Genomic DNA, 11,874 nt, shown 5'->3' with positions numbered 1-11,874 from the left:
GCTCAGAATCGGTAAGAAAATTTTGCGGTGAAATCCGCTATTAGAGTGGTTCGCCCTCTGTCGTCGCAGCGTTGCTTACTTGTGTTGCTGCATTTCCATTTTGCTCCGCATCTGACTCATCCAGAGAAGCTGCCGCGACCGGCTTTGTGAGCGAATCGGTAATATCAGACACGCTGCTAACCAATAGCCCCATTGACGAAATAGAAGAAGTCAGTCGAGACAATCGACCTGCTTTTGCAGCGGTAACGGCAACGACAGCACTAATGCCTAATGTCGTCCAAGGGTTTTCTCTCACAAACTTCTTGGTGGTAAACGTGAACATTTCCATCGACAAACAGCATTGCTCTAGAGACGCTTTACCTTCCATCCGCTTGATCCGCATGGCTCGATTGAGCTTTTGTAGCGAGCGCATCCCATCCCTCCTGTAATTGTTCTGTCGTATTTTTGAATCCAAGAAATCCAACTAAACGCTTCTGCCACCAGGCTAAAGCAAATAATGCCAAGCCTAATGATGTGATAAATACACCTACGGCAACATATACGTTGGCAGTTAACTGATAAGCCACCACCCCAGAGGCAAGGCACAAACTGAATACGAACAATACCGACAATAGGGTAAAAACAACGGTACACAGCAAAATCTGACGCACTGCGGACACGTTAACTTTCATCTCCAAGAGGAACAAATCCAACGTTGAACCCGACCATGCTTTTAGCGATTTCGTCAGTTGGTCCAATTGCGCAAGAATGCTGCCCAAACCATTAATGGTCTGTTGGATGTCCTGTTCTTCTGCCCCATCAGGGGCTCGACCGCTGTCTGAAGCCGCCGAGCCTGATTGCTGATTGGTAACTTGCCCTGAATTATTCATGTGAAGCCTCGCCCTTCTGTTGTGTGGCTTAATCCTTGGTGACCACTATTATTTGATCAGCTTCGAAACCGCCCAACCAGCAAGGAAGGCACAACCTATGCTCAGCAATGGTCGCTCCTTGATTACATTCTCTGCCGACTTAGTCGCCTGCTGAACTTGCTGTGCACCTACATCTAGCTTCTCTTTGGCTTGGTCTTTCATCGCGCCAACGGCTTCCGTCGTGGCTTGCTCCGCTAAATGATATGCTTCTTCTAACTGCTCTTGAGGTTTTACTGTGCTTTCTTTTGTAGTAGCCATAACTAGCCTCCATTAATGAGTTGAATAGTGAATCAAGTGAAACAATGTTTGACCTCACTTACTCCCTACAAAGCCATATCCATGCCAGAATTTTAAGTTATTGTTTTTTATTGATTTTATTTTCATTTCGATAAAAAGCCGTATCTGTACGTGTAATTCTTTCCAAGCTTTCCCCGCCATTCTTGTAATTTTTTCTTAGCGCCTTACCGACTGTTAGCAAGTTATTGCAAAAAAAGATATTAAGTCACTGATTAATAAGACTTAAAACTCATTGGCATACAACCTGCAATTAAAGATGAAACATCGTGTTTGTATTCCATACGCTCAAACACCCCTATCACCAGTAAATAAGGAGTGGCATATGAAAAATGAAAACATCGCCTCAATCATTGAGCTTATCGAAAGCGGAAATGAAATTTACAACAAGGCCATCGAGAACATCGACAACACTTCTTTGAATAATGTGTTGGTAGAACTGCTCAGAGTACGTGAGCGTGCAGTCATCGAGCTCACACCCTACTCTCTAGCAAGTAACAATGAAGAATCTGCCGACGACACTCCGGTTTCCTACACCATCAAGGCGCGTGAGGTCTACAGCGACGTGATGAAGGAAGTGTCCTCTGACAAAGAGTCAATGTATTTAGAACAGCTTGAAGGTGTCGAAAGCAAAGTACTCAAAGAGATTGAGAATTTGATTACTTCCCACCCAGAGCAGGCGGATAACTCGGTTCTGCTGAAAGTTCGTAGCGATATAAAAAGCTGCAAAGAAAAACTCAGCAGCATCAGCCTTATTAGCTAAAACCTGGTGGTCGCCTTTGCAATAAAGCTCGGTATTGAGCAAAGAAATGGCCAACTTGCTTTGGCCATTTCTGACAAGCCCACAGGCGCATTAACATAACCATCACGAGAAATGTCCCACGACAATAGTCATAAATAAAGAGGTCACTATGACATTGGATAACAATCGAGTAAGGGAGCTACTCGTAAAAATGACACACCATCGCCAAACGTGTTTGCCTCTCGTTAACCCGCAATCACATATGACACTCGCAAGAGCGGCATATCGATTCGTGAAAATAGAAAAAGTGATGATCAAAAAGATGGCGAAGCTGTTTTTCGACCAAGATGGTGAACAATTCATTGCAGAAAATGCCACCGAATACGGCGTTGCCGAGTTAGGCAATTACAAAGAAATGCATTTTATGAATAAACTACTGTTAGATGATTTAAAAGCCCTGCTTAGAGCCATTGACGACACCAACTTAACCGCACTTGTTTCTTATTGGTTAGCTGCTTTACAAGTTGAAAACGATGAAATTGAAAAGCACTTACCTCAGGGTGAGTAATTGTACTCGCCCTTCTTTCACTTTGTTTAAACCACATCCCCAATCAACCTAGTAAAAGGTGCAGATAGACAAAAGCCGCTGCCTACGCAGCGACCTTAATAGCCTTTTTACGACGCACACCAAATCATCAAACAACACAGAAAAAGCGCCATGTAGAATACGAAGCAAATGGCGCGTTATCCGCGGATTATCTGTGTTAAAGCGAAGCTGATTTACGTCTCTGGCTTGGAACAAATACGTTCAATGACTTTGGACGCAGCTTGATTGCCAGTTGCTCATCAGAATACAGTTCACCATCAATCACATACTCAATCGGTTTATTCGCAGAAATAGTGACGCTCTGAGCCGTCGCGTATTGAAAATGTGTCGATTCTTCCTGTGCGCCTACGCTCGTTAATGTCAGATCCGACAATGCGATAAGACGTCCGCCTAAAGACTCGGTGTTATCTAAATATGTGATATGCAGCTTGCCATCATCAGGCTGCGGCGCATCACCACCTTGGGCAAGCAACGTACTAAATGGAGCGATATTCGCAACGACAAAACTATGGACTTCAAGCGTTTGTGTATTATTGTCGTGGTTTCCATCTTCAGTTGGATCGTCTAACGAAACGGTTAAAGCTTGCGTTTCTTCCGCCACTACAGCATTAAAAAAGCCGGTGAGGTAAGCGAGTTGTCCAAAAACATTTTTCTCTTCTCGCTGAGCGTGCTCGATCATCTTCTGTTCTAGCCCAATACCTAAGACCAACAAAATAAGCCGCTGATTACATTCCGCAGTATCAATACGTTGGCAGTGTCCGCCAAGCAACGCTTCACACGCTTTTTCGACCGGTGAGAATTTTGCGCCAACGCCATAAAGCACATGACATAACGCATTGGCAGTTCCGAGCGGAACAATACCGAGTTTGAGGTCGGTATCCACCAATTGGCTCGCCACCTCTGTTACTGTGCCATCGCCACCAGCTACGATGATTTGCTTAGCTCCACTTTCTTTTGCCTGTTGTGTTAGCTGCTCGGCGCTGAGGTTTGTGGTGGTTTGATGAATACTCAAGCGATATTTTTTGGTTAGTTCACGAATCAAGTGCTGTTCGTTTTCCTCCCATTTGCCGCCACCTGCAACAGGGTTAACCACCATCCAAGTGGATTGATCCAGCCCCAGTACGCCTTTTTCACTGATCGCTCGTAACGTCCTAATCTGTAATTTATTCAATCTCGCGGTACTACGTACGTCATTGATTTTTTTCATCACGGATTCAACCGTCAGTGACGGGTCTTTGCTCAGTAAATACGCCGCCACAACAAACACTGAACGACCACGCCCTAACGCACAATGCACAACCACAGCCCGCGAGCACGAGATTTGAGTATCAATCCAGTTAATCGCATGGCGAAGGCGCTCTAGCGTTGGGGCTTTGTGGTCGAGTACCGGAATCGAAAGGTAATGAAACTGCTTGTCGGTCATCGCACTTTCAAGGCCTGCAAATTCTGCGGTGACATCGACAATACAAGAGATTTCATTGGATTCGAGAAAATCTAAGTCACTCTGAAACAAACGGCGAGATAGGTATAAATTGTCGCTAACTTTTTGGATTGGAGGTACAGTATCACGCCGTCTTTCCCAGGCGTTATACGCTCTAGCCCCCAATAGAAATGGGATGAATGCCCAGCGAATCCACCTGACAATCTTGCCATCTTGGTTTTTTCTAAAAATAGAGGGAATGTCGAATACGTAGGCTACGCTGACCAACGCTAAAGAAAGAGATATCCACAAGAACAGCAGACTAACGATAATTTGAGGCGTATATATAGCGGCCAATAAACTGATCAGAGCGCCAAGAATATAATATTTGATGATAAACATTCGCTCTCCTTGCCTTCAGCGAGTGCACTTTTTAGTGGAAGTTAGAATACGCGGGGGATTGAGTTTGGATACATGAACTTGAGTAAACGCTTTGATTGAGTGCCTTCCCGTGCCGAAATGGCACGAAAAGGTCCAACACTCTACCTAGCTTGCCATCTCTTCAACATAACCATCCGCTAGTTTCATTTTCTGCTTATCGGTCATTACCTTACCGGCTAACTGGAAGAAACGCTGTTCTTCTTCCTCAAGATGGTGCAACACTTTGTGACGCAAGGTTTTCATTAGGTTGAGCCACGCTGGCGAGCTCATATCGGTTGCATCAAGCTGTGCAATCACTTTATCTATTTCATGATGCTCTGCGATGCCATGGCGAGTGAGATCAATGGTCTTATCGCTATCTATTAAAGGCGCGTAGAAAAACCGCTCTTCTGCCGCTGCGTGCTGTTCGAGTTCCTCTTTAAGGTTGTGATAAAACTCTTCACGAGCGGGGGAATCTCCAGACGTTTCCATCAGAGCATCGAGTAAAAGGCGTTGCTTTTCATGACTCTCTTTCAGTACATCAAATATGTTTTTCATCTTTGACTCCTTATCTGATTGTAAACAATTGGGACAAAAGGAAGGGCGGTGATTGACCGCCCCTCTCTTACATAGCTATGCGTAAAAAACCTAACCTAATTCGGCTAACAGTCTTGGTCTTCAGCGTTTAGGTTTTCTTTAATGTTTTCACATTCATCTTCAATCGCATTTTGGGTTTCTTCGGCGGCTTCATCTATCTTTTTGCCGGCCTGTTCCATTGGCCCTTCTTCACTACAAGCTGCCAACGCAAACACCAAACCGAATACTGCGGCGATACGGTAAATAAATGACGTAAGTCGCATGGAATCTCCTATCTATTTACGTTTTTTCTTCCCAGCAGAACAATCACTATTGATACAATTAATGACAGTAGGAATAGGTAAAATATCACTTGCGCGATAGAGGCAGCAGCTCCTGCAATACCGGTAAAGCCTAATAGTGCAGAAATTAGTGCCAGTGCCAGAAAAATAAACATCCAACGAACCATAGTGTTACCTCCTAATAAAAGTGGGTTAAATCACTCGGCTCGCTATTATTGAACCACTTCTAGCTTATCAATCACCTTATTTACGTCATTGGTGTTATTTGCAATTGAAATTGCAAGATCATGCTCCGCATCTGAATTAACTTTACCTGCCAACGTTACCGTTTTGCGTTCTGTCGTTACATCAATATCCGTACCACTCACATTGGTATCCATTAGTAGGCGCGTTTTAACTATAGTCGTGATTTTAGAATCGGTCAGTGTAGCTAAAGCTTCTGAATCAGTTTCTTTCTTGCCTTCATTCACTACTGACAATTCGTTGTTTACTTTTTTCACACCATCAAGACCAGTAACAAGCTCTTCGGCAAGTGATTTTTCAAGATCATTGTTTACCGAACCAGAAAGGGTAACGACCTGATTCTCAACATCGGTATTGATATCAAAAGAGTTGAGATTGCTGTTTAGCAGTAGTGTGGTTTCAGCTTTACCATCTAGCCAAGCGTCCATGGATTCTTTTTCCCATTTATCACTCGCTAAGACTGCTGTAGATGAAGTAGCAAGAACTGACGTAAGTACAATTTTAGCTGCGATGTTATTCATGGTAATTCTCCTTTATTGACGTTGCACTTCCCTAGAAGCAAACCATGTGCCAACTTTATAACTCATTGTTTTTAAGTGACTAATAAAGGAAAGAGGTAAAAAAGAGATGAGCAATAAAGTATAAGCATGAATTATTTACACGTAAAAAATGTAATTTTTAATCGGTGATAAAGCCTCCGTCACTTGTGCCGAAATAACCTGATAAAACAGAAAGGCTATTTCTCCAGAATCAATTAATAGCAAAATTATTATTTTAAAAATAAAAATCTGAACAAAAGGAAATATCTACTGATGGCTCTCACCGATATATATCAAAAAGGGGCTAACAACATAAAAATACCGAACAAATCCTTAAATCTATGCTGACAATATTTTGTCTTGTGAAGTGAGAATAATCCACGTACATTGTTTCTGTCATAGTAAAGAGGACATTTCTATGTCGATGCCAAGCCTGTTTCTAAGAATACAAGATCCATCACTTAAAAATGCCATCGCTTCTTGCCAGGAACTGAACAAATTTCGTCTGCATGACATCGATGCCGCAGACCAATGGATTGAAGATTTCCTACAACTCAAACCGGAAGTTGCGATTGTTGAAGTCGCCCACTTTACTAGTGCAGATTATCAACGTCTTTCTAATATCGAAGACATCTACGATATGGACTTGATCATCATTAGCTCAGGCGCTCCAAACGAGAACTTGGATAAGCTGATGAACTTGGGTGCTATTTTTCACTACAGAAAGCCCGTTGATATTGCCATTCTGACGGACACCCTGAGCGAAGTCAGCCAATACTATCAACACAAACAAGATCAAGGGCGTAAAGTGTCCACCAGCGATCTTGACCAATTTGGTCTTTTGGTCGGCTCTTCCTCTCCGATGCATCAGCTCTATCGTATGATCAGACGCGTTGCTAAAACAGAAGCCAACGTCCTTATTGTCGGTGAAAGTGGATCAGGCAAAGAACTGGTGGCGCAGACCATCCACTTAGCGAGTGAGCGTAAACAACAGCCCTTTATAGCGATTAACTGTGGTGCCATTAGCCCTGAATTGGTTGATAGTGAACTGTTTGGCCATGAGAAAGGCGCTTTTACCGGAGCAAATAAAACTCACCAAGGTGTATTTAAGCAGGCAGAGGGCGGCACCCTATTTTTAGATGAAATCACCGAGATGCCTATCGAGCATCAAGTGAAGCTATTGCGGGTGCTAGAAACCGGAGAGTATCGCCCAGTTGGCAGTAATACAGTTCATATCGCTAATACTCGCATCATTGCTGCTACAAACCGTGATCCTAAAATCGCCATTGAGGAGCAGTTCCTGCGTGAAGATCTGTTTTTCCGGTTATCGCATTTCCCATTAACGATACCGCCACTGCGAGAGCGAGGCGGTGATATCGTCGGTCTGGCCAAGCACTTTATTGCGCACCGCAACGCCAATGAGGCAAAAACCAAAACGATTCTTGACTCTGCGATCCAAAAAATCGCTGCACACGACTGGCCAGGTAATGTCCGTGAGCTCAAACACACGATCGAGCGTGCATTTATTTTGGCTGATGACACCATCCGAGATGAACACCTTATCTTCGACACACCACCATTGGAAACAGGCACCAGCATCGAAGACCTTGTTCCGGCGGGCGTTTCGCTAGAAGAGCTAGAAAAAGCCGCCATTCTCAATACCCTTGAAGAGAATCAAGGCAATAAAACGGAATCAGCGCAGGAGTTAGGCATTAGCGTGAAAACGCTCTATAACAAACTCGAAAAGTATCAAGACGAGTAACTCGCTATGGGAATACAAAAAGAGCACTGACTTTTATTCAGTGCTCTTTTTGTATCTTATCTTTTATGCAGTTAGGCTGCGTTTGGTGTTTGATTAAACCCACTGCCCCGCAACAAAGCCGCTCGACCAGCACCACTGAAAATTGTAGCCCCCTAGCCAACCAGTCACATCCATCACTTCACCAATAAAATAAAGCCCTTTAATGTCTTTGCATTCCATGGTTTTCGAGGATAAGTGATCAGTATCGACACCGCCGAGTGTCACTTCCGCGGTTCGGTAGCCTTCAGTGCCATTCGGGGCGATATCCCAATGCTCTAGACGCTCCACAATCGCCGCAAGCTCCTTTTGATTGAACTGTTTTAGCGGTTTATCGACTAGCTCTTTACGTTCAATTAAGACTTCAACCAGACGCTTAGGCAGCACTTTGGCAAGCGTATTCTTGAGTGACTGATTTGGATGCTTCTCACGACTGCGTTCTAATAACTCAGCAACATCATCGTTTGGCACAAGATTGATCAACACCTTTTGTCCGGCCCGCCAGAATGAAGAAATCTGTAACACTGCTGGACCAGATAACCCACGATGTGTGAACAACAGGGCTTCTTTGAACATGGTGCCATCTTCAGCCGTAATTTCCGCAGGTACCGCGATACCAGATAACTCAGCAAAGTCTTCTTTGTCTTCTTTATGCAGAGTAAATGGTACAAGCCCTGCCGTGGTTGGGATAACTCGAAGACCAAATTGTTCCGCGACTTTATAACCAAATGGTGTCGCTCCCAGTTTTGGCATCGACAAGCCACCTGTTGCGATAACTAAAGACTCACATTCGACAATCTCAGTACCAGCATGCAAACGAAAGCCTTCATCAATTTTTTCAATCGAATGAACATCGCATTGGTAACGCTGCTCGATGTTCGGCATGTCACACTCAGCTAACAACATCTTCACGATATCTTTGGCCGTAAATGCATCGACACAAAACAACTGGCCGTGATCACGCTCTTCGAACTCAATGCCATGTTTACACACCATCGAGATGAAATCCCAGTTAGTGTATTGGGAGAGCGCCGACTTAACAAAGTGCGGGTTTTGACACAAATAGTGATTAGCTGAAACGTCGTAGTTAGTGAAGTTACAACGACCACCGCCCGAGATAAGGATTTTACGTCCTGGCTTTTTAGCATGATCGAGCACCAAAACACGGCGACCTCGCTTGCCAGCTTCTGCAGCACACATTAAACCTGCTGCGCCTGCGCCAATTACAACAACATCAAATTTCTTACTCATCGGTAGCTCTTAGACTGATTGGTATCGAATCAAAATAAAAAAGGATGTGCACATTGCACATCCTTGCTTTCTAGGCGCGACATTCTACCGACAAATACCGAAAGGGAAAAGCGCTTAAACTCTAAGCGCTCTGTATGTCCGTAAAATCTCAGACAGAACAACTATCTAGATCATCGACTCTTAGAGAATGAAGGCTGCAAGTAGCGTCACGCCGAGCAACGCAGTCGATAGAACAAACAGTTCACGCACTCTTTCACACTTACCAGTAAAAATTTCATCGTGGTGATGATGATATTCTTTACTTTTAATGTAGTGATACAACCTCACCTGCTTGGTGACGTTTCCATGAGTGGTAAAAAAACCATTACCATCAACTTGCTGATATAACAGCGGATGAGCTTCACGCATGATATAAATTAGAGAACGAAGAGCGGTGAGATACCGGACCATATTAACTCCAGTTACCACCATTAGCGCAAATAAGATTGTGTCTCCACTGATCATCTTTTCCTCCCTACATCTTCAACAATGCTCAAGAGAAAAAGACGACCAACACTTCGTCTTTACCCGCTACTTACAACGTCCCAAAACGCGTTTACGCAGCTGGAGCATCCATGATTGAAGATGAACCTTCTTTCGCCATTTGTGCTAGATCTTTGTCGATGAAGAACAACGCTTTACCGTCTTCACCTACCAGTTCGATCTTATCTAAAATCCCTTTAAACAACTTCTCTTCTTCGTGCTGTTCTGACACGTACCACTGTAGGAAGTTAAACGTTGAGTAGTCTTGGCTAGTAAATGCAACGTGCGCCAGTTTGTTGATTTTTTCCGTTATCATTTGCTCATGTTCAAATGTCTCGCGGAAAACGTCACCTAGGCTCGCAAAGTCATGCTTTGGCGCATCAATAGCGCCTAAGATTGGCATTGAGCCAGTTTCACTCACGTAAGTGAATAGGCGTTGCATGTGCTCCATTTCTTCTACGGCGTGAGCGCGTAAAAATTCAGCCGCACCTTCAAAACCTTTGTCTTCACACCAAGCACTCATTTGTAAGTATAGATTGGATGAGAAAAATTCTAGGTTAATTTGCTCATTCAATTGTTCGACCATAGTTTGAGACAGCATGTTAACTCCTATTATTGTGCATGCAATATACCCAAGTAACCTCGAAATAAGTGACGCTGCGAGAATAGCTTGGTCTGGCAGACACGGCGAAGTTTCACTTCAACTCTAGTCAGTAACACTACGCTTATTTCAGCATATCAAAGTCACTTGGGTATAACGCCACTATAACATGATTACTGAGACAAGACTTTGTACCTACGGCACCGATATGAGATCACTTCAGCAAATTTTTTTTGGGGTTGGTGCTAATCTAAAACTATGACCTTACAAGGAGATAGCAATATGAGTTACAAACACATACTTGTGGCAGTCGACCTTTCAGACGACAGTAAAGTGTTGATTAAGAAAGCCGTATCACTGGCTAAACCTCTGGATGCGAAAGTCTCTTTTATTCACATCGACGTGAACTACGCAGAACTCTACACCGGGCTTATCGATATCAATATGGCAGAAGCGCAACATCAAGCAATGGAAGCATCGCGCACACAATTGGCAAACTTCGCAGAATATGCGCAATACCCAATTGCCCATACTTTAGTCGGTAGTGGCGATTTGAGTAATGAGCTGTGCGATACCATTCAAGACTACAGTATCGATTTGGTGGTTTGTGGTCATCACCAAGATTTCTGGAGCAAGATTCTATCTTCGACTCGACAGCTTATTAACTGCTCACCAGTCGATATGCTGGTCGTACCGCTAAAAGACTGATTGGCGCAACGATAAAACTTGGTTAGACTGCGGGCACATTTGTTGTTGATAAAGATTCTCATCCATGGCTTATCTATCCGCAGTTACCCTACTTTGGGCATTCTCATTTAGCCTGATCGGCGTTTACCTCGCCGGTCAGGTTGATTCTTGGTTCTCGGTGTTCATGCGCGTGGCACTGGCGAGCCTGGTTTTCATTCCCTTTTTGAAATTCCGTGGCGTTAGCAAATCCCTGATAGCAAAACTGATGACCGTCGGTGGCTTCCAGCTCGGTTTGATGTATTGCTTCTACTACCAATCTTTTTTGCTCCTTTCCGTGCCAGAAGTATTGCTGTTCACCGTATTCACACCCATTTACGTCACGCTAATCTATGACTTCTTGAAAGGTCGCTTTTCACCTTGGTACTTAGTTACCGCAGCAATAGCCGTATTTGGTGCCGCCTGGATTAAATTTGCAGGCATTAATGAAGATTTCCTACTGGGCTTTTTGGTCGTACAAGGAGCAAACCTCTGCTTTGCCATCGGTCAGGTGGGCTACAAATATATCATGGAGAGTGAACCCGTCAATTTGCCACAACACACCGTGTTTGGCTACTTCTACTTAGGTGCACTTTGTGTAGCAACCGTGGCTTTCGCGCTCATGGGTAACCTCGACAAACTACCAACCACTACAACGCAATGGGGCATTCTGACATACCTTGGGTTGATTGCTTCTGGTTTTGGTTACTTTGCTTGGAACAAAGGCGCGACTATGGTGAACGCAGGGGCACTGGCAGTAATGAACAATGCATTGGTTCCGGCGGGCTTGATTGTAAACATTGTGATTTGGAACCGCGATGTTGATGTCATGCGACTCGCCATTGGCGGTGCGATCATCATGCTATCCCTATGGATTAACGAAACCTGGGTGAAAAAGCGCGTAGAGATGAGTTACGCCAATAAGTAA

General features: G+C 44.1%; 16 protein-coding genes. 5 read left to right on the top strand and 11 right to left on the bottom strand.

Going from position 1 to position 11,874, the window contains the following annotated elements; all coding sequences use genetic code 11:
• Nucleotides 1–40: 40 nt before the first annotated feature.
• Genes L3V37_RS08720 through L3V37_RS08710 form a run of 3 tightly spaced genes read right to left on the bottom strand, consistent with a single transcriptional unit; the run spans nucleotide 41 to nucleotide 1,166 of the window.
• Nucleotides 41–367, bottom strand: a complete 327-nt coding sequence (locus L3V37_RS08720) for a hypothetical protein (RefSeq protein ID WP_005379200.1) — start codon at nucleotides 365–367, stop codon at nucleotides 41–43.
• The gene (locus L3V37_RS08715; protein ID WP_158157086.1) at nucleotides 357–869 is read right to left on the bottom strand and encodes a phage holin family protein; all 513 of its coding nucleotides are present in this window, start codon (nucleotides 867–869) and stop codon (nucleotides 357–359) included. The genes L3V37_RS08720 and L3V37_RS08715 overlap by 11 nt, the downstream gene beginning before the upstream one ends.
• A 48-nt stretch (nucleotides 870–917) precedes the next feature.
• Complete coding sequence (locus L3V37_RS08710) at nucleotides 918–1,166, bottom strand: hypothetical protein (RefSeq protein WP_005379196.1); 249 nt, start codon at nucleotides 1,164–1,166, stop codon at nucleotides 918–920.
• A 361-nt stretch (nucleotides 1,167–1,527) separates the two neighbouring features.
• Between L3V37_RS08710 and L3V37_RS08705 the strand changes: the two genes are divergently transcribed.
• Together L3V37_RS08705 and L3V37_RS08700 are read left to right on the top strand one after the other, a co-directional pair.
• Nucleotides 1,528–1,965 (top strand): DUF2383 domain-containing protein, encoded by a 438-nt coding sequence (locus tag L3V37_RS08705; protein ID WP_005379194.1) that lies wholly within the window; start codon nucleotides 1,528–1,530, stop codon nucleotides 1,963–1,965.
• A 148-nt stretch (nucleotides 1,966–2,113) separates the two neighbouring features.
• On the top strand, nucleotides 2,114–2,512 hold the full coding sequence (locus L3V37_RS08700; RefSeq protein ID WP_005379193.1) for a hypothetical protein: 399 nt from the start codon (nucleotides 2,114–2,116) through the stop codon (nucleotides 2,510–2,512).
• A gap of 196 nt (nucleotides 2,513–2,708) precedes the next feature.
• Here L3V37_RS08700 and L3V37_RS08695 read toward each other — a convergent pair whose 3' ends face one another.
• The 5 genes from L3V37_RS08695 to L3V37_RS08675 form a co-directional block, all read right to left on the bottom strand.
• Nucleotides 2,709–4,373: a diacylglycerol kinase family protein gene (locus tag L3V37_RS08695; protein WP_130544874.1), complete on the bottom strand. Its 1,665-nt coding sequence runs from the start codon at nucleotides 4,371–4,373 to the stop codon at nucleotides 2,709–2,711.
• A 144-nt stretch (nucleotides 4,374–4,517) separates the two neighbouring features.
• Nucleotides 4,518–4,949: a hemerythrin domain-containing protein gene (locus L3V37_RS08690; protein WP_005379185.1), complete on the bottom strand. Its 432-nt coding sequence runs from the start codon at nucleotides 4,947–4,949 to the stop codon at nucleotides 4,518–4,520.
• Nucleotides 4,950–5,053: 104 nt separating this feature from the next.
• On the bottom strand, nucleotides 5,054–5,251 hold the full coding sequence (locus L3V37_RS08685) for a hypothetical protein (RefSeq protein WP_005379178.1): 198 nt from the start codon (nucleotides 5,249–5,251) through the stop codon (nucleotides 5,054–5,056).
• An 8-nt stretch (nucleotides 5,252–5,259) separates the two neighbouring features.
• Entirely contained in the window at nucleotides 5,260–5,436 is a 177-nt protein-coding gene (locus L3V37_RS08680; protein ID WP_005379177.1) for a DUF1328 family protein, read from the bottom strand.
• 45 nt (nucleotides 5,437–5,481) lie between these two features.
• Nucleotides 5,482–6,033 carry a BON domain-containing protein gene (locus tag L3V37_RS08675; protein ID WP_005379174.1) on the bottom strand — a complete coding sequence of 184 codons (552 nt, stop codon included), beginning with the start codon at nucleotides 6,031–6,033 and terminating at the stop codon, nucleotides 5,482–5,484.
• Nucleotides 6,034–6,469: 436 nt separating this feature from the next.
• Here L3V37_RS08675 and L3V37_RS08670 point away from each other — a divergent pair, with 436 nt between their 5' ends.
• Nucleotides 6,470–7,813, top strand: a complete 1,344-nt coding sequence (locus L3V37_RS08670; protein ID WP_005382945.1) for a sigma-54-dependent Fis family transcriptional regulator — start codon at nucleotides 6,470–6,472, stop codon at nucleotides 7,811–7,813.
• Between the two features lie 93 nt (nucleotides 7,814–7,906).
• On the opposite strand, the gene L3V37_RS08665 is transcribed toward L3V37_RS08670, so the two are convergent.
• The 3 genes from L3V37_RS08665 to ftnA form a co-directional block, all read right to left on the bottom strand.
• The gene (locus L3V37_RS08665; protein ID WP_005382944.1) at nucleotides 7,907–9,100 is read right to left on the bottom strand and encodes an NAD(P)/FAD-dependent oxidoreductase; all 1,194 of its coding nucleotides are present in this window, start codon (nucleotides 9,098–9,100) and stop codon (nucleotides 7,907–7,909) included.
• A 180-nt stretch (nucleotides 9,101–9,280) separates the two neighbouring features.
• A complete protein-coding gene (uspB, locus tag L3V37_RS08660) occupies nucleotides 9,281–9,604 on the bottom strand; it encodes a universal stress protein UspB (RefSeq protein ID WP_005379169.1) in 324 nt (107 codons plus the stop codon).
• 91 nt (nucleotides 9,605–9,695) lie between these two features.
• Nucleotides 9,696–10,223 (bottom strand): non-heme ferritin, encoded by a 528-nt coding sequence (gene ftnA / locus L3V37_RS08655; protein WP_005379167.1) that lies wholly within the window; start codon nucleotides 10,221–10,223, stop codon nucleotides 9,696–9,698.
• Nucleotides 10,224–10,505: 282 nt separating this feature from the next.
• Here ftnA and uspA point away from each other — a divergent pair, with 282 nt between their 5' ends.
• Nucleotides 10,506–10,931 (top strand): universal stress protein UspA, encoded by a 426-nt coding sequence (uspA, locus tag L3V37_RS08650; protein ID WP_005379165.1) that lies wholly within the window; start codon nucleotides 10,506–10,508, stop codon nucleotides 10,929–10,931.
• Between the two features lie 64 nt (nucleotides 10,932–10,995).
• Entirely contained in the window at nucleotides 10,996–11,874 is an 879-nt protein-coding gene (locus L3V37_RS08645; RefSeq protein WP_213905862.1) for a carboxylate/amino acid/amine transporter, read from the top strand.

This window comes from Vibrio sp. D54 (assembly GCF_021728075.1).
GTDB classification, from domain to species: domain Bacteria; phylum Pseudomonadota; class Gammaproteobacteria; order Enterobacterales; family Vibrionaceae; genus Vibrio; species Vibrio alginolyticus.
This window is presented reverse-complemented; position numbering and strand designations above follow the sequence as displayed.

Excerpts from the sequence above, each read along its gene's own strand:
- L3V37_RS08690 (WP_005379185.1), bottom strand. The coding sequence starts at position 4,949 with ATGAAAAACATATTTGATGTACTGAAAGAGAGTCATGAAAAGCAACGC.
- L3V37_RS08645 (WP_213905862.1), top strand. The coding sequence starts at position 10,996 with ATGGCTTATCTATCCGCAGTTACCCTACTTTGGGCATTCTCATTTAGC.
- L3V37_RS08685 (WP_005379178.1), bottom strand. The coding sequence starts at position 5,251 with ATGCGACTTACGTCATTTATTTACCGTATCGCCGCAGTATTCGGTTTG.
- L3V37_RS08720 (WP_005379200.1), bottom strand. The coding sequence starts at position 367 with ATGGAAGGTAAAGCGTCTCTAGAGCAATGCTGTTTGTCGATGGAAATG.
- uspB (WP_005379169.1), bottom strand. The coding sequence starts at position 9,604 with ATGATCAGTGGAGACACAATCTTATTTGCGCTAATGGTGGTAACTGGA.
- L3V37_RS08700 (WP_005379193.1), top strand. The coding sequence starts at position 2,114 with ATGACATTGGATAACAATCGAGTAAGGGAGCTACTCGTAAAAATGACA.
- L3V37_RS08675 (WP_005379174.1), bottom strand. The coding sequence starts at position 6,033 with ATGAATAACATCGCAGCTAAAATTGTACTTACGTCAGTTCTTGCTACT.
- L3V37_RS08715 (WP_158157086.1), bottom strand. The coding sequence starts at position 869 with ATGAATAATTCAGGGCAAGTTACCAATCAGCAATCAGGCTCGGCGGCT.
- L3V37_RS08665 (WP_005382944.1), bottom strand. The coding sequence starts at position 9,100 with ATGAGTAAGAAATTTGATGTTGTTGTAATTGGCGCAGGCGCAGCAGGT.
- uspA (WP_005379165.1), top strand. The coding sequence starts at position 10,506 with ATGAGTTACAAACACATACTTGTGGCAGTCGACCTTTCAGACGACAGT.
- L3V37_RS08680 (WP_005379177.1), bottom strand. The coding sequence starts at position 5,436 with ATGGTTCGTTGGATGTTTATTTTTCTGGCACTGGCACTAATTTCTGCA.
- L3V37_RS08710 (WP_005379196.1), bottom strand. The coding sequence starts at position 1,166 with ATGGCTACTACAAAAGAAAGCACAGTAAAACCTCAAGAGCAGTTAGAA.
- ftnA (WP_005379167.1), bottom strand. The coding sequence starts at position 10,223 with ATGCTGTCTCAAACTATGGTCGAACAATTGAATGAGCAAATTAACCTA.
- L3V37_RS08705 (WP_005379194.1), top strand. The coding sequence starts at position 1,528 with ATGAAAAATGAAAACATCGCCTCAATCATTGAGCTTATCGAAAGCGGA.
- L3V37_RS08695 (WP_130544874.1), bottom strand. The coding sequence starts at position 4,373 with ATGTTTATCATCAAATATTATATTCTTGGCGCTCTGATCAGTTTATTG.
- L3V37_RS08670 (WP_005382945.1), top strand. The coding sequence starts at position 6,470 with ATGTCGATGCCAAGCCTGTTTCTAAGAATACAAGATCCATCACTTAAA.